The sequence below is a fragment of the Vibrio sp. 10N.261.55.F4 genome, assembly GCF_041470465.1.
GTDB lineage: Bacteria > Pseudomonadota > Gammaproteobacteria > Enterobacterales > Vibrionaceae > Vibrio > Vibrio crassostreae_C.
The window spans coordinates 15,309-37,647 of sequence record NZ_JBFRMM010000019.1 but is presented as its reverse complement, the minus strand read 5'-3'; the positions used below and the strand labels follow the sequence as shown (position 1 = coordinate 37,647).

General features: G+C 45.4%; 15 protein-coding genes. 3 read left to right on the top strand and 12 right to left on the bottom strand.

The genetic code is table 11. The features are described 5' to 3' along the window. The coding region (locus tag AB4249_RS10180; protein ID WP_372102983.1) for a VCBS domain-containing protein at nt 1–3,282 on the top strand (3,282 nt) is incomplete at its 5' end. A 76-nt stretch (nt 3,283–3,358) separates the two neighbouring features. Here AB4249_RS10180 and AB4249_RS10175 read toward each other — a convergent pair. The 12 genes from AB4249_RS10175 to AB4249_RS10120 form a co-directional block, all read right to left on the bottom strand. Beyond that, on the bottom strand, nt 3,359–4,672 hold the full coding sequence (locus tag AB4249_RS10175) for an HlyD family type I secretion periplasmic adaptor subunit (protein ID WP_017061737.1): 1,314 nt from the start codon (nt 4,670–4,672) through the stop codon (nt 3,359–3,361). Then, on the bottom strand, nt 4,665–6,917 hold the full coding sequence (locus tag AB4249_RS10170; protein WP_372102981.1) for an ABC transporter transmembrane domain-containing protein: 2,253 nt from the start codon (nt 6,915–6,917) through the stop codon (nt 4,665–4,667). Before AB4249_RS10170 ends, AB4249_RS10175 begins: the two co-directional genes overlap by 8 nt. Then, nucleotides 6,914–8,560, bottom strand: coding sequence for an ABC transporter transmembrane domain-containing protein (locus AB4249_RS10165; RefSeq protein WP_372100293.1), 1,647 nt, complete (start codon nt 8,558–8,560; stop codon nt 6,914–6,916). The genes AB4249_RS10170 and AB4249_RS10165 overlap by 4 nt, the downstream gene beginning before the upstream one ends. 165 nt (nt 8,561–8,725) lie before the next feature. Further along, nucleotides 8,726–9,361, bottom strand: coding sequence for a CatB-related O-acetyltransferase (locus AB4249_RS10160; RefSeq protein WP_372102979.1), 636 nt, complete (start codon nt 9,359–9,361; stop codon nt 8,726–8,728). A gap of 419 nt (nt 9,362–9,780) precedes the next feature. Next, nucleotides 9,781–10,893 carry an NADH:flavin oxidoreductase gene (locus AB4249_RS10155; RefSeq protein ID WP_032546839.1) on the bottom strand — a complete coding sequence of 371 codons (1,113 nt, stop codon included), beginning with the start codon at nt 10,891–10,893 and terminating at the stop codon, nt 9,781–9,783. A gap of 287 nt (nt 10,894–11,180) precedes the next feature. Then, entirely contained in the window at nt 11,181–11,870 is a 690-nt protein-coding gene (locus AB4249_RS10150) for a hypothetical protein (RefSeq protein WP_372102977.1), read from the bottom strand. Beyond that, nucleotides 11,870–13,054, bottom strand: a complete 1,185-nt coding sequence (locus AB4249_RS10145; RefSeq protein WP_372102975.1) for an OmpP1/FadL family transporter — start codon at nt 13,052–13,054, stop codon at nt 11,870–11,872. The genes AB4249_RS10150 and AB4249_RS10145 overlap by 1 nt, the downstream gene beginning before the upstream one ends. 93 nt (nt 13,055–13,147) lie before the next feature. Then, nucleotides 13,148–13,960 carry a crotonase/enoyl-CoA hydratase family protein gene (locus AB4249_RS10140; RefSeq protein ID WP_017077540.1) on the bottom strand — a complete coding sequence of 271 codons (813 nt, stop codon included), beginning with the start codon at nt 13,958–13,960 and terminating at the stop codon, nt 13,148–13,150. A gap of 222 nt (nt 13,961–14,182) precedes the next feature. Beyond that, nucleotides 14,183–16,177 carry a Fe(3+)-hydroxamate ABC transporter permease FhuB gene (gene fhuB / locus AB4249_RS10135; RefSeq protein WP_372102973.1) on the bottom strand — a complete coding sequence of 665 codons (1,995 nt, stop codon included), beginning with the start codon at nt 16,175–16,177 and terminating at the stop codon, nt 14,183–14,185. Then, on the bottom strand, nt 16,177–17,115 hold the full coding sequence (locus AB4249_RS10130; RefSeq protein ID WP_102534971.1) for an iron-siderophore ABC transporter substrate-binding protein: 939 nt from the start codon (nt 17,113–17,115) through the stop codon (nt 16,177–16,179). The genes fhuB and AB4249_RS10130 overlap by 1 nt, the downstream gene beginning before the upstream one ends. 82 nt (nt 17,116–17,197) lie before the next feature. Further along, entirely contained in the window at nt 17,198–19,345 is a 2,148-nt protein-coding gene (locus AB4249_RS10125; protein WP_372102971.1) for a TonB-dependent siderophore receptor, read from the bottom strand. A 206-nt stretch (nt 19,346–19,551) separates the two neighbouring features. Continuing rightward, nucleotides 19,552–20,460: an AraC family transcriptional regulator gene (locus AB4249_RS10120; protein ID WP_017091277.1), complete on the bottom strand. Its 909-nt coding sequence runs from the start codon at nt 20,458–20,460 to the stop codon at nt 19,552–19,554. A 220-nt stretch (nt 20,461–20,680) separates the two neighbouring features. On the opposite strand from AB4249_RS10120, the gene AB4249_RS10115 reads away from it, so the two are divergent. Then, on the top strand, nt 20,681–21,442 hold the full coding sequence (locus tag AB4249_RS10115; protein WP_102333677.1) for a siderophore ferric iron reductase: 762 nt from the start codon (nt 20,681–20,683) through the stop codon (nt 21,440–21,442). A gap of 77 nt (nt 21,443–21,519) precedes the next feature. Then, nucleotides 21,520–22,305 carry an ABC transporter ATP-binding protein gene (locus AB4249_RS10110; protein ID WP_372058427.1) on the top strand — a complete coding sequence of 262 codons (786 nt, stop codon included), beginning with the start codon at nt 21,520–21,522 and terminating at the stop codon, nt 22,303–22,305. Nucleotides 22,306–22,339: the final 34 nt, after the last annotated feature.

Below are 22,339 nucleotides of genomic sequence, written 5' to 3'. Positions count from 1 at the left end.
GGGCATCTATCAGGTATAGGTGCTAGACCCACAACGCGTGGCACTGCAATTGACCAACTTGGTGAAGGGCAAAGCTTAACCGATACGATTACAGTCCATTCAAAAGATGGTACAACACACGATATTGTCATCACCATTCACGGCAGTAACGACAGACCTTACTGTTCATCTGAAGTGGTGCTTGCAAATGGCAGTGAAGATACACGCCAAACCTTAACCACCGCGCAACTATTAGCGAATACCGTCGATGTGGATGCCAATGACGCCGGTAAACTAACCATTGAAAACCTGCATGCTGACCATGGCTCTATTCTAAACAATGCCGATGGTACGTTTACGTTTACCCCAGAAAAAGACTACAACGGCGCGGTGCACTTTAGCTATGACGTCAAAGATGCACACGGTGGTGTAACACACACCGGCGCAACCACCAACTTAGCTGCGGTTAACGACAACCCTGATGTGACGCCTTTAACCGACAGTGTCAGTGAGGGGGCCGATAATCATCACACCCTCAATCTGCTAGTAGGCGCCACAGATAAAGAGGGCGACGCTTTAACCATCAACCACCTTGAATATGCCATCGATGGTCAACCTCAGGCAGGGAAAATCCCCGCAGGTATCACCTTAGATACTGATGGTCATACATTAATTGTTGATGCCACTGATCCCGCATTTAACCATTTGGCCAATGGTCAGTCGCAACAAATCGCTATCACTTATCAAGTAGAAGATGGCCATGGTGGAAGTACGCAACAAACCGCCACGCTTACGATTGCCGGGACAGATGATAAAGCCACACTGGTTTCTAATGTCATTCAGCTCACTGAAACACAAGCGCTGGATAGTGAATTTAAATCCTATAGAGGCCAGCTTCAGCTGATTGACCCTGATAGTGGCGATAACACTCAGTTTGTTTTTAGCGGTAAATATTTAGGTCAAGGGTTTGCACCTGGTTACCTTGATGTTTGGCCTAATGGCACTTATCAATTCAGATTAAATACAGGTACCAATCATCATCCGGACGATCTAATCAGTAGCCTACATGCTGGCGAGTCGATGGAGCTCCCCTACGAAGTCGAAACCACTGATGGTCAGAAGCTCACCATTATGGTGAAAGTGACCGGTGAAGATAACCAAGCAAAAATTGCAGTGACGCCCTACTCCAGCCTAAATAATCATGTTTACGAAGATCATACTTCCTTTGGCAATACCACCAGTCAACTCAGCAGTGGTGGCACGTTACAGGTCATTGACCCGGATCACGACCAAGCCGGTTTTATTGCACAAACCATCACCACCGCCGAAGGTGGTCAGTTCAATATCAACGCACAGGGCCATTGGTCATACAACATTGACAATGATAAAGTCCAACATTTAGGTGCAGGGGAAAGCTTCCAGCAAACCTTTACCGTTGAATCTATTGATGGCAGTGCTAAAAAAGATATCACAGTGACCGTTCACGGCACCAATGATGCGCCCGTCGCATCAGCTGAAGTACGTTTAGCGAATGGCTTAGAAGATACCCAGATAGTCCTCACCCCTGCACAGCTACTGGCCAATTCTAGCGATGTTGACGACAACGATATTGGCAAATTATCCATTGAAAACCTACAGGCTGACCACGGTGCTATTGTATTAAATGCCGATGGCACCTTCACGTTTACCCCAGATAAAGACTATAACGGCCAAGTGCATTTTAGCTATGATGTTAAAGATGCTCACGGTGGTGTGACCCACACGGGCGCATCAACGACGCTCTCGGCAGCTGGCGATGCTGCGATCTTCACCGGAGATAAAAGCGGTCAAATTACAGAAGATCGCCATGTACAAGGTGATGCTCAACATACGATATTTGTCACTGGCGTGTTGAATGTTATCGATCCTGATGCCAGTGAAGATCATTTTTACGCCACTCGTAATGCCCATGCGGTCAGTGATCCCTATGGCGGTCATCTGACCATTGGAAAAGCCGGTGATTGGGCTTATTCGGTTCCCAATGCCAATATTCAGCACTTAGCGGCAGGGCAAGTCGAGCAGGTTCAATATGAAGTAACGACCGCTGGTGGTGATAAACAAATTATTACCATCAATGTGCATGGCACTAATGATAAACCAACAGTTTCTGAAGTTATCGCAGGTGCACATAACATTGATGAAGATGCTGCAAATGCGACCTCTGGGCAAATTATTATCAGCGATGTTGATCATAGCGATCAACATTCTGTCAGTATTGATAGCCAACATCAGCCACAGTATGGTTCTGTTACCTATAATAGCAATACACAAACTTGGGTCTACACACTTAATAACAGCAATAGCCATGTTAATGCTTTAAATAATGGTGAACAATTGACCGATAAGTTTTCTCTATTAGTCGATGATGGACACGGGGGCATTACAACTCAAGAAGTTGAAATGCACATTGATGGACACAGCGATGTTCCACCAATGCCAACCCTAGTTGCCCCTGCAAAAATTACCGGCAGTGCAGGCAATCAGGACCTGCATGCCTCAATCGGAATTCCTCCAATTATTCACCAAGGAACGCCTACGCCAATGACAGGCTGGGGAATATCAGATCACCACGGACACTCTCTCACTGCATTACACGGTCAATTTGGTACTTTGCATGTCAATCCTGCAACCGGAGAGTTGAGTTACGATTACCAACAAACTTCATCAGGCGTCGTTAAGACACATACAGGAGGCTCTTACGGTAGTGGTACAGACGAAACCGACTCGTTTGTTTTAACCCTAGGAGGCGATCAAAACTCACAAGTCGCGGTGCACCTACATTTGCACTCGCAATCCGTCCATGGAAACAGCGGACATCACATTGACCAAACCACACTAACTGGCATGGATTTATCGCCAATCGCTCCACCACCTCCTCCAGCACCCGGCATGAGCCAAGCGGATGAACCGGATGCCTCTTTCAGCACCCCTGATGAAGTTACTCTTAATTTTGATGAGGTGACGGCAAACCTAGAACATACAGCGATAGGCGAACACGAACAGCGTTCTGGTGCCCATGCTTACCTAGACGCTCTGGGTATTAATGCTGACTCGCCGTCTATAGATTCACCGTCACACAATGTACCAGTAGCGCATGATATCGATATCATTTTCAGTGATGCCGAGAGTGCTTATGGGGCTGAGCAAACTGACGATGGTATGAGTGATGGGCTGTCTCACCATACCGATAACCCATCTATTGATGATTCTTTACACCATCATAATGACGTTGACGGACTGCCTGACATAGACCCAAATAACTAGAACATCACCCCTTCGGTTAGATAAAAAAAGGAGCACGGCATGTGCTCCTTTTTTATGCAAGCCAGAGTGGAGAACTTTACCTCTCTCCAAACGCCACGCTAACATTGGTATAAATCGGTTTCCATAAGTATTGGAACACCGACTTCTCGCCAGTTGTGATGTCTACTTCACCCGTCATACCCGGCAGTATGGAAAAGCTTTCAGGGTTATCACGGAAGTAAGGCGTATCAACCGACACTACAACTTCATAATAGATCTCGCCACGTTCGCTTTGACTTGTGGTCGGTGAAATACTCTCTACCGCCCCTTTTAAAGCCCCAAAGCGGCTGTAATCAAACGCATCAATCTTGACTCGAGTGGGCTGCCCAACACTCACAAAACCAATATCTCTTGGGGACAAACGTGCTTTGAAGTCAGCGTTCCCTCCGACAGGCACAATTTCAACTACCGTGCCACCCGGCTGAATAACACCACCATCCTGCGTGCTTGGTATGCTTTGCACCAAGCCTTGTAGCGGTGACACTAACATAGTGTTCGTCAATTTAGCTTGGCTTGAACGAACTCTAGCATTCAATGCTGATAAGTCAGATACGGCTTTAGAACGATCATCGCTCACTTTAGCTTTCGCTTCCGCCAGAAGCTGTATGATTTTTTGGTCATTACTGTCAGCTTGTCTAATCAATACCGACTTCTTACCACGAGCTTCTTCGATTTTCTGTTCGATACTGGCCAATTTTTGTCGCATTTCAAGCACACGTAAACGTGAAATGTTACCCGCTTTATAACCCTTCTCCAGTATGTTCAACTCTTGCTTAGTCGCATTTAACTCTTTCTCATAACTCGGCAAGGCCTTTTCTACGCTACGAAGCTGCTCTGCAATTTGCTCGCTCTCTTTCTCAAGCACCACACGCTTTTGGAAGTAGAGGGCTTTTTGCGCGTTCAGCTGCGCTTTTTGCTGGCTGACGATCTCTGGGTAATCGACCTCAAACTCAGCAAGGTTAGGCTCACGTTGCTCAAGCAACGCATTCATACGTTCCACACTGGCTAGAAGCGTCACTTGTTGGGACTTTAGCTCTTCAAGGGCGGTACGCTGGAAAGTGGCATCAAACTCAACAAGCGGCTGGCCTTTCTCTACCAACTGGCCTTCTTTAACAAGAATTTGCTTTAACTTACCGCCAATCGCACTTTGTAATACTTGCTTCTCGCCTTCCGGAATCACAGCACCTTTGGCTTTGGCGATTTCATCAACTTGAGTGACTACAGACCAAGTGGCAAAAGCAATAACACATAAGGCAACCGACCATGTGGCCAGCGCTAATGTACGAGCCGTATTTTGTGATTCAACAAGCTCACCGTAGCGCTTGCCCTTCTCGATAGATTGTTTAGTCATTAGCGACTCCTTGCTTAGACTCTGATTGTTCTTGTTGGGCTGCATTTTGTTGAGCAGACGCCTCTTGAGTTGACGGCTGTAGCTCTTGAGATAACGGTTGCTCAGATAACTGCGGTTCTTGAGAAGCTTGAGGCTCTGAAGGCTGTTCCTGCTTCGAAGACTGCTCCGGCTCTAATGGACCGGCATAAACCACTGCACCTTCATTTAATACCACCACTTTATCGGCAAGCTTGATTAAATCCGGATCGTGGGACGTGTAAATCACCGTTGCTTTTCCTTTTTTCGATTGCACAAACTCACCAAACATACGTTTAGCATTTGGGTGAGCATCAGGCACAGGATTATCCATTAAGAACATTGGGTAGTCATAAACCAGCGCTTTCGCGTCAATGAGGATCTGCGCGACGCTGCCAGACAACATGTCAAAAAGGCTGTCCGGCTGAATACTGCTGATGGAAGTATCGAGCCCACCTGATAATGTCTCGAACCAACGCTTTCCACCGACCATTTCAATTGCAGAGATCATTTTCTGATCTTCGACTTTGTGACCGTCGTTTAGCCACTCTCGAATACTCAGCGTGAGCAAATCAGGATATGCGGCTCGAATGAAACACCAGTGGCGATAAAGCTGCGGATCGTATTGAACGAGGTTAACGCCTTCAAGCTCGACCATGCCGTTTTGGATAGGCTGCAAGCCAGACAGCACTTCAATTAATGTTGATTTACCGCTCCCAGAAGGGCCGGTAATCGCGACAATTTCACCGGCTTCAATATCAAAACTCACACCATTCAAGGCCGGGCGACTCTGTTTGGGATAGCGCAGTGTCACTTGCTCTAATTTCAAGTTAGGCGCTACCACAGGTAACGGGTGATGCTGGTAACTGAATTCACGCTCAGACGGCTGAGACAAAATACGGTTCACTTGCAGCTTGGATTGATTAAAGCTATTAAAACGCATCGCACTGTTTGCCAACACCTGAGCTGGACCCGTCACCTTAGATATCAACATCATTGAAGCAATCAAACCACCAGGGGTCATCACTTGTTCAAAAATAAGTCCTATGCCTAACCCCATCACGGCGAGTGTCGAGCCCACACCAATGAAATAGTAAATCGAGGTGTACCGACTCTGGAGAACCGATTGATTAAAGGTCACTGTTGAAGCAAGAAGATTGGCTTTTTTGAAACGTTGAATCCAGTGCTCTGAGAATCCAGCACTGCGAATAAAGGCAAGCTTGGATGACAGTTCATTGGTCATGTTTTGACGATTCGTACCTGCCACTGTCGATTGCATAGAGCGCTTGCTGCTAGAGCGTATCGAGCGTTTTGCTAGCAAGTAATAAAGGATTAAAGAGACGACTGGAACCAGTACCAACCACCCGCCTAAAACACCTATCGCAAGTACAAAAATAAGAATGAATGGCAGATCAAACAGCGCATTTCCTAATGGCCCCGATAGCACACCTGAAATACGCTCTGACAGCATCACTTGGTTTTGCTGACTAGAAGAAGCTGTTTGCTGATTTTGAGCATAGCTATTACGAAGCAGACGCTGCACGAGGGATTGAGAAATCTCACGACTTACTCGGTTGGAAACTGAAGCAAACACTCGGCTACGTAATGTTCTCAACCAACCCATCATCACAAACAACAACGCCGCGCCAATGGCGATACCTTGCAGCTCATGCCCTGCATCACCGCCAATCACATGGTCATAAATCGACATCGTGATGAAAGGAACGGCAAGCGCAAATAAGTTAGTGATAAAGCTGACCAATAACAATTTAGGAATGATGGGACGAAACGCATGTAACCTTTCGCCAACCCAATCAGGAGAGGCCTTCTCTAATGGTGGCCCTTCGATAACAATACAAAACTGAGGGACATCGGTGATGTCGTCATTGGCATTAAAGGCAACAAATTGCTTGGATTCTAAATGACCAGAGACCAGCTCATGTTCACCAAGTACCAGTAAGACCAATTTATGTTCACCAACTTCATCTAGGTTGGCAACCAAGCGATAAGGCAGTGCAAGCCTGTCGAACAAGGCAAACATATCGTCGATTGATTCAATGCCATTTTCATCGACCCATTGATGTGCGAACAACTGGATATTAGCATTAACTTCCAACTGCTTAAGAACGGAAAGGCTCTCGGTTTCTAAATGGTTCATCACCTCTTGTCGACCGCTGGTATCTGCACGGTTGTTCGTACCTGAAGGGTTACCAATATCTAAACGATTCATACGACGGCCTCCTGATTGCTCTCGCTGTCGACCGTAATAGCTCGACTTTCCACTGTAATGATTCGATTAGCAAATTCGCGAAGCTTCGAATGGTAGCTCACCATCAGTATCGTGCGCCCTGCCGTTACTTCTTCTTCCAACACCTTAGCTAGATTCCCAAGGGCGTCTAAATCAAGTGAAGAATCCGGCCTTTCCAACATGATTATGGGTTTATCACTTGCCAATTGAGCCGCGATATTGAGCATTTTCACGTTACCCATACTCAACAAAGAAGCACTCGTATGGCCAATTTGTGTCTCTAGTCCATCGGGTAATCGAGTAATCTCTTTGGTTAAACCCAAACGCTTTGCATAGTCACTGGCGCTTTGCGTTTTCTCAGGGTCAAAGCCACACAAGTTGTCAAGAATGGTCCCCGACACCAGTTGTCCTTTAACGCCACAGTAGGCAGCAATATTGGTTACGGATGCGATTGAAACTGCAGCTCCGTTAATGAAGCACTCACCCGCTTTTAGATCATCAATACCTGCAATCGACGACAATAAATGACTGTTGGTGTGGCGATCTTCACTCTCTAACAATACCAACTCACCTTTATTCAAGGTGATATCTGCATGAGAGAGTTCACCGTATCTTTCAACGGTCGCTTGCTGAATTTCCAACGTCTCAAAGTCAGATAAGTGGTTCTCGGCTTGCTCAGAATCTGAAGAATCCGATAGTGATAAGTCACTCAATTTTTCTATTGCCTGATTAGCACTGTGTATTGAATTAAGCTTAATTCGAACTCCCACCAAAGCACTTAAAGGTGCGACGGCTCTGCCCGATAAGATAGAACATGCCGCCAATCCACCAGTGGTTAACTGGCCATCCAACACCCACAAGCTCCCCGTAATCACAAGTAAAACTGACGTGGCTAATGCAGCAAGCTGAATACATTCTTGGGCGAAGGCATTCTGTTCTTCTTCTCTCGCTTTAGACTGAGAGCGAACATTATTGAGGGATTTAAACTGATTGAAGATTCGAGACTCAACAGCCTGGCGTTTGATTCCCTGAATGGTTTGGCTCAGTAAAATCAAGAACGCTTTTCGCTCCTGCTCATCTTGGGAAGCTTCTTCACTTAAGCTTTTAACGCGAATAGAAGATAACCAAACGATTCCGAGAGTAATCAGCCAAACTGCCAAAGGTATCGCCACCAGCTCACCGCCGATGTAAGCCACCAAGCCCAAGAAGATCAATGCAAAAGGCAAATCAATAAAGCCTGCAATCACACCACCGGAATACCAATCTTTGACTTTTGATACTGAGCCCAGCCCCTCTTCCACGCCACCAACACCAATGTGGCGAAGATGGCCTGATGAAGCCTTTGTTACTCTTTCAACCAAGGTTTGATAGGTCGCTTTCTCGGTATTGCTGGCCGCGGCTGACAAAAGCCAAGTACGCACAAACCGGATCAATGCTTCCATGGCAACAGCCAACGCTGCACCCGCCAACAACAAAGTGGCAGTACCGTAACTTTGGTTAGGTAAAATACGATCGTAAATTTGCAAAACCGTTAACGGAACGGCGAGAGAGAGAAGATTTATGAGTAAAGAAGGCAGTAGGACTTTCCCCACCACCCCTTTGTTTTTCATTGAACTTGCGGGCATACACAATCCTTATCCATGCTTATGAAATAAGATTGGTACACCATGTTGAGTATTGCAAGGTAACGGACTGATTTAACGTGTTTTTCAATATAAATATGACACAGATCTTTCTATACAAATCTGTGGCTATACCTGTACCTTACAAACGCTCGTTACAAGTGCTCCTTACAAACAATTGTCGTAATCCGTTATCGCCTGCTTTAACTTTGAAAAGTGTGAGTTACATAAATACGGTTTCAGCGCTTCAAATTTATCTGAGGGCCACTCGTATATTTTGAATAACATGAGTTCATCAATAACGGACTCATCAAAGCGGTATTTGACGACTTTAGCTGGAGAACCACCGACAATGCTGTATGGAGCGACGTCTTTAGTCACCACACTATTCGCTGCAACCACAGCGCCTTCGCCAATCGTCACACCGGGCATCACCATCGCTCGCATGCCTAACCACACCCCATCTTCAATGTGAGTGTCACCTTTGCCAATGTAGGCATCGTCGATTACATCCATAAATGGATACAGCGAAAACCAATCAACTCTGTGGGTATGGTTGCCACCCATTAAAATCACAACCTCTGCGCCAATGCAGACATAATCGCCGATATGGAGTTCGTCGATTTCCCATCGAGGCTCCCACTGGCGGCTGACTTCGTCGCCATGTAAATAACGGACGACAGATTGCTCGAACCCATTATCCCAGCAATCGCTGTAATAACTGTGTTGACCTTTTACGTGAATATTGGGGTTGGTTACGACTTCATGCAGCAACTCGAATTTGGACCAATGCTTCTTTTGCATTTTTACCTCTGAATGATCTATTAAGTTTTATTCGTTAACTATCAAAATGTTCGACGATGCAAATCCAAGGTGTACAAACTAACGCCCTATAAATACAGGGTTCACTGGGATGAATAGTGAGTATCACGCTTAAATCATAGCAATATCGCTAAAACTAAAGAGACGTCAGTGGATTCGAGGTTGCTTAAGAAGAGGAAGTAGTTTCAAAGTTTGCTCAGTTTTTATCGATAACTTGGTTGGATAATTTACAGGCGTAGTGTAACTGTTTAGTCGCGCCAATTTGACAGGAAGATGTGATTAATAAGGTTTCAAATTTCGTTTCGTGGAATACGGAATGAACAAGAGCCTGCGCGATTACACAGGCTCAAACTTAGACTCAGCTATAAACTTCGGAGCTCGCTTGGAGCTGGGCTCAGCGACTACATGCGTGCAAGCTGTACTTTTCTGTCTTTATTCACCACGCAGAAGTTACCGCGCTTAGTACGACACTTAGAGCATCGTTCGCATTCAACAGGGCTTCTATCCCCTTCCTTCCAACGCTTCACTAAATGGGGTTCAGAAAGCAGCGGTCTTGAAAGCGCGAAGTACTCAATGCCCGTGTTGTTTGCAATCGCTTCGATAGCATCAAAATCCGTTAGACCACCAACCGTGATCACTGGGATATTAACGTCTTGGCTAATCGCGTGACCATACTCATGGAAGTAGCCTTCAGCTTGAATGGTAAAACCATCGTGCGACTCGCCAATCATAGTGTCTGCTTTGCCATGAATATTGCCTGACACGACAATGCCATCCACACCCACTTGTTCAAGCTTTTTACAGACAATACGTGTTTCCTCAAAGGTGACGCCACCTTCAAAAAACTCGGATGCCGTGAGCTTAACCAAGATAGGGAAATCATCACCCACCAGCTTACGTGTCGCGGTATAGATCTCTAACAAAAATCTCATGCGGTTTTCTAAGCTACCGCCGTATTCATCTTCACGTTGGTTGTAATAAGGGCTTAGAAATTGGTTAATCAGGTAAGTGTGAGCGGCATGAATTTCAACGCCATCAAAGCCTGACTTCTGTGCTCTCAAAGACGCTTGAGCAAACGCATCAACAATGTAGTCGATCTCGTCTTTGGTCATCGCTTTGCCTAGAGTTTGAGTTCCTTTTTCTGGAACCTCACTTGGTGCGTAGATTACTCGCTCGCCAAGGTCATGCGTGGTTTTGGTGCCACCATAAGCCAACTGCATCACGATTTTAGAGTCGTTGTCGTGCACCAGTTGAGTCAGCTTTTGATACTCTTCAATGAATGAGTCGTTATACATACCCATCATGCCTGCATTCGGCTTTTCTTCTTCAACAATGTTCGCGTAGCCCGTCACGATCAGGCCGACTTCACCTTGAGCCAACTCTTCATAGATAGCGTACAGTTTATCTGTCATATGCCCATCTTCGGTGGCCATATTTTCCCACGTTGCACTTCTCATGAAGCGATTCTTTAGTGTCATCTTGCCAATGTGGGTTTCTGTAAACAAAGTGCTCAAGTGTCTTCCTCTCAAAATCGTGTTACGCAAGTTACCCATTAAGCATGGGCACTGATTCAGGCGGATACTACAGAGAATAAGGCAGCGAAAACTTAATCTAGATTAAGAGAGCGGCACTCTCATGTGAGAAAGATATAGAAAGCATCAAAAAGAGATAAAAAAGATTGGAGAAATGGTAACAAAAGAAAGTCGCTAAGTTTTAATAAGCGACTTTGTTCAATTTAATCTGGACTAAGTCAATGGTTCTTACGAGAGGTGTCCACCTGCGAATTTCTGCCTGCTAACAGTTATTTGAACTCATAGGTGTAAGACGCACCAACACTGTTATTTTCACCGAAATCGTCCTCAGCAAAAATAGTGAAGAAGTTGAATGATTGAGCATCACTCAACTTGTAGCTAGCACCGACGCCTGCCCAATACCCTGAATAATCATCAGAGCCCATTGAACCACCACCGAAGCCCATGATAGACCATTCATCCGTAATCGTTTTTAAGCCAAACGCACCAATGTAGCCACCGTGTGTTGAGCTCGGCATCAATACATAGTCGGAGCCAACATTATCGTCATCGAAAACAGCTACTTCGCCGTCATTATAGCTGTAACCAGCCATAGGGAAGATTTGCCAACCGAACGGCTCAATATCGAAATAGCTCAGTGGTATAAACGTACCGATACTGTAGTTGTTCTTATAAGCATCGTTGTCATATTCAGAACGGCTAAAGTTGAAGTTCACGATACCCATAGGCAACAACCATGAACCGCCTAATCGCCACTCTTCGCCATCTGCATTGACACGAGCGTTGATCATTCGCGCTTCATCAAGCCCAATAGACCCAGAGAACTGCAAATCTTCGTTATAAGCAACGCCCGCTTTGGTCACGATTTTAGTCGGATCGTCAGGGTGCTTCTCTTCAGAAAAAGCACCCATCGATCCGAACGTTGCCGTAGCAACAAGTAATAGATTACGTAATGTCATCAGAAGGTCGCACTAACCCCAACAAAGTGGATACGGCCGTCGAAAGAACCGTTAACCAATGTAATCGGTGTATTGGCTAGATTACGATTCATGTCAACTGATCCTAAATCAGCGTATTCGTAGAACACATCGATCAAGATATCATCCCAATACGTTGAAGCACCTACCGAGTAGCGATACTGTTCGCCTACAGGAAGGTCAACCCATTGCATTGACGGATCATCTTGTGGTGAGGTCTCATAAGAGAAGCCGGCTTTTAAACGCCAATCTGAATTCAATTGGTAGTCAGCACCAACTGCAAACTTCCAAACGTCATCCCAATCACGTTTGATTGGGATTCCATCTTTGGCCGTCACTCCAAAATCTAAAACGGTCTCATCCCACTCACTCCAACGGTGGAATTGAATGCTGGCAAGCAGGTCAAGTTGAGAGTTCAATGCATAGCTCGCACTGACATCGATAATTTCAGGTAAAGCAATATCTGTCGATAACGAATTCAAAGCGTCAGCACCTAGCTTACCGTTTACGTCATTGTTGAATTCATGCTCGAGTTTAGAACGGTAGCTCGCACCTAATTTGAGTTTGTCTGTCGGTGTGTACATTACGCCAAGGTTATAACCGTATGCCCAGTCAGTATCTTGTTTAGCAGTAAGCATTGATGTCGTTTGTTGAAACGCAGCCCAACTGAATTGAACACCCGCGCCCACCGACCACTGGTCATTCAGTTTATAACTCAGTGATGGGTTTACTTGCATTGCAGTGAGCGTGATATCTTCTAGAAGTGCAGCACCCGCCCAATCACTGCCGTAATCAAGGCTAGAACCACCAACAGCGCCAAGCGCGATACCAAGGTGTAATTTGTCTGTGACTTGATGCGCGTGGAAGGCGCCAAATGAAGGCATGACTGAATGAGCTTTACCATCTTGCTTGTCGCCGTTGTCTTGATATTGCATCTCAAGATCAAACGCCATGGTATTGATCGTGGTTTTGCTTTCGCCCATATGAGACATAGTGGCTGGGTTGGTCCACATCGCCGCAGCCGAACGAGTGTAAACACCGTCACCAGCGCCGGTAGTACCAGCATTGGCGACGACAGCTTCTTGTAAAAACAAACCACTTGCGAAAGCATTTAAGCTTGTAAAAATTGCGGTGGCAGCTAGCGAGTAAATAAAAGTTTTGTTCATCAGATTGCTCATTTAGCCTTAGACATTAAATTGCTCTAAGGTTACCGCAAAGCCCCATAAACAAATGGAATATCCGTTATTCCTGTACAAACGCTATTTGAACTTTCTCGCGACGTATGGACGTGGCTTGTCTCGATGAATTTCACGTTGAGCAGCGATTGCTCTATTCTTGCCTAACCCTACCTTTATCTGATACCAAGTCTCGTAGAACACTGCCATGCCAGGGCTTGACCACCAAGTCTTGTTGTAGAGTTTCTTATTAGCAGCGACGACATCTGGCGACCGATTCGCACACTCAAGTGCCAACGCATAAGCTTCAGCGTAAGGATCTTCGGCAATCTTGGTTACCAGCCCATAGTCTTTCGCTGTTTCACAGTCGATCTCTTTAGCGGTCATCGCCATTTCTAAGGTGTGATCTTTACGCATTAACTCTCGAAATGCGATGGCGCCTCCCATGTCAGGAATCAAACCCCATTTGGCTTCCAATATCGAGAAAGTCGCGTCTGGACTGGCCATCCTAAAATCACCACCACTGGCTAATTGAAGGCCTCCTCCCCAACAACGACCATGAATCGCAAAAATAACAGGACATGGGATCTCTCGCCAACCAAGCGAAAAGCGCTGCGCAGCATTGGGTAATGTCGGTAACCATTTGAACAAGAGCTTCATCGCCCCTACTTTACTGTTCAATAACGATTTAACATCTAAACCAGAACAAAAATCGGAACCACTGCCCTTAACAATAACAGCTCGAATATCTCTGTTCTTCTTGAGCTCACTTATCATGTCATTAACGGCTTCAAACATCGCCATATCAATAGCATTGAGCTTATCGGGTCGATTCAACACAACCGTCGCAATTTGGTTTTCATCGATAGAACAAGTAATACGATCGAGGTTTGGCATGGTGGCTACCTTATAAGTGGTCAGACCTTTAGGTTATACATTTTATTAACATATGCCAAACTTGCACATTAAGAAGCGAGACCTGTGTTGCTTAACACCGCCCCATTACACAAACGACATCAATAAAAAAAGCAGTGATGGATCGCTCCATTCACTGCTTTTCATTCGTATCTTTTATTACCAATAGCTTTGATAATCAAGGACTCTCAGTTTTGGGAGAACCTATGTTCTTCGAGATTTCAATAACAAGAAGATGAAGTAGCTACCACCAATAATGGAAACTAACGTCCCTGCAGCGAGTTGAGCTGGGAATACCACCACTTGCCCTAACCAGTCTGCAAATAGCATGAGTGCAGCACCAATTAAAAACGACAAGATGATCTGCTCTCGAACCAAACGAGCCCCCACCATTGCAGCGATATGCGGAGCTAACAAGCCGACAAACGCGACAGGCCCCATGGTTGTTGTCACGACCGAGCATAAGATCGCAACAATACACAACAGTGCCACGTATGCGATATTGATATTCAACCCTCTGGCACTCGCGAACTGTCGTCCAGTCGCAATTAAGGTCACCCAACGACTCAACAGCAGAGCCACACCAATACAAGCCGTTATCACTATGGCCATAATCATTGCTGAATCAGGTTCAACACGATAGGTAGACCCTGCTAACCAAGCCAATAAAGTGTATTTCCCCTCACCCACTCGCGTTAAAGAGAATTGCACCAAAGCTTCCAAAACGGCGGTTAATGAAATACCTGTGAGAATCAAGATCGAAGGTGCAAACTGATGCTTCTTGCCAAGGAATAGCAATAAACACAGTGCAATCGCACTGCCTAAGAAAGCAATCCAAGGGCTCAATGAGTGAATCGAATATCCCATAAACAAGCTGCTGAAAATCAACGCCAGAACCGCACCCGCCGACACACCAAGAATGTCTGGGCTTGCGAGCGGATTGTAGACCAACCTTTGTAAAATCACACCCGCCACCGCTAAGCCACCACCAGCGAATATCGCGGTTAACATTCTCGGCCAACGAATAGACCATTCAAATGCGTCTGGGATAACAAAGTAGCCCATATCAGAAGAAGGCTGTGACAATGCACTCAACGCCAACAACCCGAAGATCATCGAACCCAACAAGAAGTAAGCCAAAGATGAAATAGACTTCGGACCTTTAGGCATTGAGAAAAACAACTGATCTTGAGCAGACATTTGCTTTCTCGCAATAATGATCAACGCAGGAGCACCAATCACTGCAGTTGCCGTTCCTGTTGGAATCATGTCCAAAGACCACTGCGCCAAGAAGATCGCCAAGCTGTCAGTGACACAAAGTAATAGCGCACCTAATACGCAGCTTGCGATGAGTTCAGGTTTGGCCTTTAGAAAACCGAGATGCCTAGCGATGTTCGGAGCAATCAAGCCGATAAAGCTGATCACGCCCACCGAAGTAATCGACACTGAGACCAACCAAACGCCAATTGCCATTAGCACAAAGAATGTAGTGCCAATATTAAGCCCGCGCGCTGATGCCCCTTCAGTGCCGATTGAAAGCAAAGTCAGAACTCGCGGAGCTAAGAAGAATATCGCAAAAATCGGCAACAGCTTAGGCATCAACCAAAGCACTTGTTCCCAACCATTCTGTCCTAGGTCGCCCGCTCCCCACACAAACAGATTTTGTGCGTACTGATCGTTGAGCAGAATAATCGCCGTCGCAAATGCCCCTAACAACAAGTTGACCGCCATACCCGCCAATACAATTGGCAAGCCGCTCATGTTTTTGATTCCGACAATCGAAACAATCAGCCCCATCGCAAGCAGCGCACCGACTAGTGCAAACCAAACTGAATACTGAGCGACCAACATCGGCGCGACCACATTCAGAATAACCAAACCAAGCCATGCACCCGATGATGTACCGAGTGTCAGTGGAGACATCATGCGATTCTGCGTCAATTGTTGAAACAAGCTACCGATGGTGCCAAGTGTTCCACCAACCAAAATCGCCATCACTAAGCGAGGTAAGTTGACATAGGCTAACGCCATCAACTCAAATGAATCATCAACCATTGAGTTGAATGTCGCGATGTCACTGATCTGTGAGACTTGCTGAAGCAACTCTCCAATAGGGCCAAATTCCGACTGCCCTAACCATAAATGAACAAGAGCAGCACAAAGCAGCGCAGCCCACATCATAAAACCACTGGATTTCATTACTGCTCCGCTAACGTCAGCAGCGATTGCGCCATGGCTTCTGCGTTATACAAAATCGACATTGCACCGCCGTAACTCCAACTAGCCGCGACCGGGCTAAATTGACCATTGCGAACGAAAGGCATGCTCTTCCAAACCGGAGAACGGTCTAGCTTGTGTTGATATGGGAAAGGTTCAAAGTAAAGCGCAATACCGTTCTTCACGTTCTTAAGCTCGGTCATGCGTTTTTGACTGATGCCCCACTGACTTGCAGGAAGATCCATCGCATTGTCAAAGCCTAGCTGTTCAAGTGCGTATTGTGGAATAGAGTTATCGCCGTAAATGAACACCGATGTGGTGCTCGCAAAACGGAAAGAGGTCACTTTCGGTTTGTCGCCCGGATACGCTTTATCCAGTTCAGCCTTAAGGACAGCGATACGCTCATCCATTGCGGCCAGCTTTTGGTTCGCTTGTTCTTCTTTACCAAGCAACTGTCCGATCTTCTTGAAGTTCTCGATAGCAGCCGCTGCATTGCTGTGCTGGTCACTGTACGTTTGGTAGTAAAGCACGGGCGCAATTTCAGAAAGTCGTTCCTGAAGATCTTTCTGAGGAGAAGCGATAAGAATCACATCAGGGTTTAGCTTCTTCAAAGCAGAGAAATTAGGCTCAGTTCGAGTGCCAATATCTGCCACGCCTTCTGGAATCGCAGGTTGAACAACCCAATCTGTATAGCCAGCGATATCAGGCACTGCCACTGGTGTTACACCGAGTTCAATCACTTGTTCGGCTATGTCCCAGTTCAGCGCAGCCACTCTAACAGGCTGAGCTTCAAGGGTTTTAACACCCTCACTGTCTTCAACTTGAAAATTGGCCATCGCTTGAGCTGATAACAACAAGCTCAATGAGACAATGAACGAACTCACTTTAGGAAAACGAGAAGTAAAATAGTTGGCTTTCATATAATCACTGTCACTTTTTAAGTGTTTATTTAACGACAAAAGCAGCCTACACAGGCTGCTTAGATTTATGTATTCAAATGAATTAGAACTCGTAGTTCACGCTGAGCTCTACAGACTGCTCAGCACCGAACCAACAGTTCGATTGGTCGTAGCAGGTGTAGTACTCTTCATTAAACAGGTTATTAACGAGCAAGTTAGCCGTTGCACCTGACAGAGTTTCACTTGCTTCCCCTAGGTCATAACCCACAGAGATATCAACAACCGTGTAAGAAGGCACTTTCCCTTGAGTATTGGTTGCATCCATCTCCATGTCACCCATGTAACGAGCACCTGCACTGAAGCGAGTTCCCGATAAAGCACCACCATAGACATAGTAATTGCTCCATAGATTAGCGGCGTGTGTCGGTACGTAAATTGGTGTCGTTCCTTCTAGATCCGGGTTTGCATCTTCCGTTACTTCCATATCGACGTATGTATAGCTCGCGTTCACATCCCAATCTTCCGTTACAAACCATCGGCCTTCAACTTCCATACCTTGAGAGCGCACTTCACCTAACTGAATCTTAGAGCGATACGTTGGATCCGATGGATCGGCAGCAATTGAATCTTTCTTAGTAATGTAAAAGTATGATGCTGTAAGTTGCTGTGCCATATCAGCAGACAGGTATTTCACACCGAATTCGACTTGCTCACCCAGCTGAGGTTTCAACGAGTTACCGTTAATATCGGTACCAGCAGCTGGTTCAAAACTCGTCGCGTAACTTACAAATGGAGAGATGCCATTATCTAACTCATACAAAGCACCTACGCGGTAAGAGAACTGATTGTGATCCGCTTTTTCTGTGCCATCGCTTGTTGGATAAATGCTCGTTTTTTCGTCACTCGCTTTGAACATGTCGTAACGTCCACCAGCAAGTAAAACCAGCGCGTCGTAGCGAACTTGATCTTGGAAATATAATCCTAACTGCTCGGTAGTAATGTCGTGGGATTCACGGTAATTCTCTTGAAGCTGACTTTTATCCAAAAGGTCGTTATTTGGATTGTATGCGTTGAAATCACCGAAACTACTGTTTGCATCAAACTCTTTGTACAAAGAGTCACCTGTTAGCTTTAGGTAGTCGACACCGAATAGTAAATTGTGCTCTAAGCCACTAATTTCGACGCGGCCTGAAACTTGGTTATCGATAACAAAGCTTTGAGAGTCTTCATCCGTGCTATACACATTTCGAATTAAGCTACCAGTTGCGGCGTTAAAATTCGTACCACGATGGTAGGTGTTTTCTTGATATAGCGACGCATCGGAATAACGAGCGTTCTGAAGGAAAGTCCAGTTGTCATTGATTTGGTGGTTAATTTTGTAACCTAACATCAAGACTTCACGTTCAAAGGTACTCCAGTTCTTGTCGCCCATGGACACAGATGGATCACTTGCCTTCAGCACTTCAAGCGGCATTGCAGAATTAGTACCCATTGACGGGTCATTCTGATAGTAAAGATTGAAGTTAATAAGTGTTCTATCAGATACCTGCCAATCTAGCGATGGAGCAATCACATAACGCTCTTCTTCAGCGTTATCAACTTGGCTGTCTTGTTTACGAGCGAGTGCAACTAAACGATATGAAAAGTCACTGTCACCTAACTGACCTGAAGTATCAATTGACGCTTCCATCAAGTTTCTTGAGCCTGTAGATACACCCACTTTTGTCGACCCGTCTTCTTGCGGTGCCTTCGCGATCATGTTGACCATACCACCCGGCGGCATCGATCCATATAACACAGACGTAGGGCCTTTAAACACTTCAACTTGCTGAATCGCAATAGGGTCGATCTGAGGTTGCAGGTTCCATCCAGTCAGGAACGGCAGAATCAAGCCATCGTAGTAACTCTGATTGTTACTAAACCCACGAATCGAGAACGTATCGTACATGGTTACTGATGCGCCCTTTTGCTCAGTCACAACACCCGGCGCGTATCTAAGCGCTTGGTTAAGAGACTTTACACCTCGTTGATCTAACTGTTCTTCATCAATGACGGTAATACCTTGAGGTGTTTCTTCTGGCTCAAGTGCCGATTTTGTGGCTGTATTACGATACGCTTTACCCATAACTGTAATAGTTTCTACATTCGAATCTGCCGAAGTAGCGGTATCTTCCGCGAATGCTTGCGCTGAAAACGCAGTCAGCAACGCGACTGCCAATGATGAATACTTAAAACGAGTGTGAGTGGTCATAATTCCCTCGGTACCAATGCTTAATATAAATAATAATAAATCTCATTTGCATTGTATGTATCTAGAGGTGGGATAATTAACAATTTGGTGCAAATTCAAAAAGAACTTGACCTATTTTTAGTAGAAAACGGTCAATTGGTGATTAAAAAGACAATTGACCCTATCAATAGGAAGGCTTTGCTAGAAGAGAGTGAGCGGGAATATGACTACGATTTAATAATAGGAACCCAGTACTCCATTTCAGCGTCAGAGGCATGTGCTTGATAGGCAAACGGGTACACTTCAAGCTCATATCCATCGACGCCACGATAACCTGAACTTGGCATCCAATTCAGCACAAACCAACTCAAGGTGTGTCGTAAATTCTCAATTGGACCACAGTGCTTCACTACAGCATAAGTTTGCTTAGGAACCGTCAGTACCTCTAATCTTTCAGAGATAATACTCGGTAATTGCGGGATTGAAATTCCTTCCTGAAGTTCTACCCCTGCCCAATAGTGAATATTCGTCCCGTCAAAGCAAGACTGAGTCAGGTCAACCACGCCAATGAACTGGAGCACGTTGTCGTCAGGGATCTCAACTTCACCTTCTAAACGTGACCATAGCTGAGGGACTTTCTGAGCGAAGTCTTGCGTGAGTGAAAACAAACCACTGATTTCTGATGTCATACCTTTCACTAGGAAAGATTCTCTTTCATCAATGCGCACTTCCACAAAGCTTAACGCCCCCTTTTCAGAAGTACTCGCCGTTTCAGATACTTGTATCGGCTTTCTTAGTCCGACTCTTTTGCCTGCTTTTCTATACTGACTTGGGCTAGACCCAAACATCTGCTTAAACGAGCGGCTAAAGCTTATTTCTGAATTGAACCCGAGCCCAAGAGCAATATCTATCACGCGCTCTTTTCCATCAAGCAAGTGTTCTGCAGCTTGGCTTAACTTTAGCTCTCTCACATAGTTAGCCACAGTAAGCCCTGTTTCGGCTTGAAACACTCTCTGAAGCTGCCAACGAGACCAACAGCTTTGTGTCGCAATATCTTCTAACGATAGCGAGGAGCTAAGGTTCGAATGGATATAGGTTAAAACGCGACTGATACGACCAAATGCAGGTGTGTTCATATTTAAGCTTTCATATTCTCTATAGTTGACAGCGACATATTCGATTCACCAATACTTTTATCATTTAAAACGGCTTTTATCACTCAAAAAAAGAAGCGCTCATGTGTGTTCTATAAAATGACCAAAAGATAGAGGCACCGAGTAGATGCTCCATTTTGTATGGTTATCCTCGATTATGTCCGTTATGATAACGCTACTGATTCTCATTTAATGGTTTATGATGCTTTCCCAGCTGCACAATATTATCACTCGTCGGAGAGCCCCGTCTCTACATCAGAAAATCTTCGCTCACTCAAAACAAGTGACACCTTATTTAAGTGGAAGCTTTGGTGTTCTGCATAGCAAGAGCATTGCAATAACGAATGATGATAGCCATAAAGAAATCAAACGAGTTTACGATGGCCTTGCGCAGAGCCACCCTGAAGCAGGCAAAGCCTATTGGTTAACCCGAACGTGGGATCTAGTTTGCTGGCAACCAATCTACGTGACCTTTATATCTATCTACGGCCTTCACTCACTGCCTGATATTAAGAACATCGGCCAGTTTAGGTACAAAGAATTTGTCACAGGCTACCGTTTCTTTAATGGTGATCATCAACACGGTTCACCAGAAGAACTGATTCCACAAGCAGGCGAAGCTATTCTTGCACTCACAGAGTTTTATCGTAGCCAGATTAGTGAGTGGACACGTATTCGTCCGGGGTTTACCAATCATCTACTTGCTGATCTATTATTAGGCAGCTTGATAAAACTACAGCAGCACGAACCGAGCCTAACCAACGATTATATCACTGAACAAGCTAAGCTTTGGTTAGAAGCATGCCAGTTACCTGAAAATCATTTAAACAGCCTTAAAATAGACGCTGATTCGGGGATGCTAAAACTGATCAGAATCAGCTGCTGCTTAGTTTATAAGTGCGACTCTAGAAAGTATTGCGACGATTGCCCAAGACATCCCGACAACAAAAAAACAGCTCAATAACACCCTCTATTTTTAAAAGCCAATAAAGCTCGTTTAATTTCACTGAAGCGCTTTATTGGTCTAGGCACAGGACTGACATGTTTCAGCTTTCAAACATCAAAATTGTTCGTGATGAACGAACGATTCTCTCAATCGAAGACCTCTCGATTCCGACCAACGAACTGACCGTCGTTCTTGGCCATAATGGTTCGGGTAAATCTACACTCGTTAATTTACTCTCAGGGCAGATGTCACCAGATCATGGCAGCGTGGAACTAGACGGCGCTTCCCTCTCTTCATTCAAAAGCAAAGACTTAGCCAAGCAGATTGCTTATTTACCGCAAAAACTCCCCGCTTCTGCTGGCTTAACTGTCGAAGAGCTGGTTCGTTTAGGGCGTTTCCCATGGAGAGGCGCACTAGGCCGTTGGAATTCAGAAGATAAGTCGATCATCCAGCAAGCAATGGAAAGAACCGGTGTTACTGAATTCTCACAAGCATTAGCGGATGACTTATCTGGTGGTGAACGTCAACGAGCGTGGGTCTCTATGTTACTAGCTCAACAGTCACCGGTATTGATCCTTGATGAACCGACTTCTGCACTGGATGTTCATCATCAATTTCAGCTAATGGGCTTACTGTCTGAACTCAACAAAAAAGAAGATGTTGGGGTGATCGTTATTTTACACGATTTGAACCTAGCGCTTCGTTACGCGACGCATATTGTCGCCCTGAAAAAAGGTCAGATTGCGTTCGAAGGCAGCGCGGATAAGTTACTCGATGAAGAGGCTTTGTCAGCACTGTATGAGTCCCCTATCCGACTGATCGATCATCCAGCGCCAGCCAATACTGCAGCAAGTGAGAAGGTTGCAGTCGTCTGTGAATAGTTCGGGCATTTCAGTCTAAGCTCTAAGCTCTAAG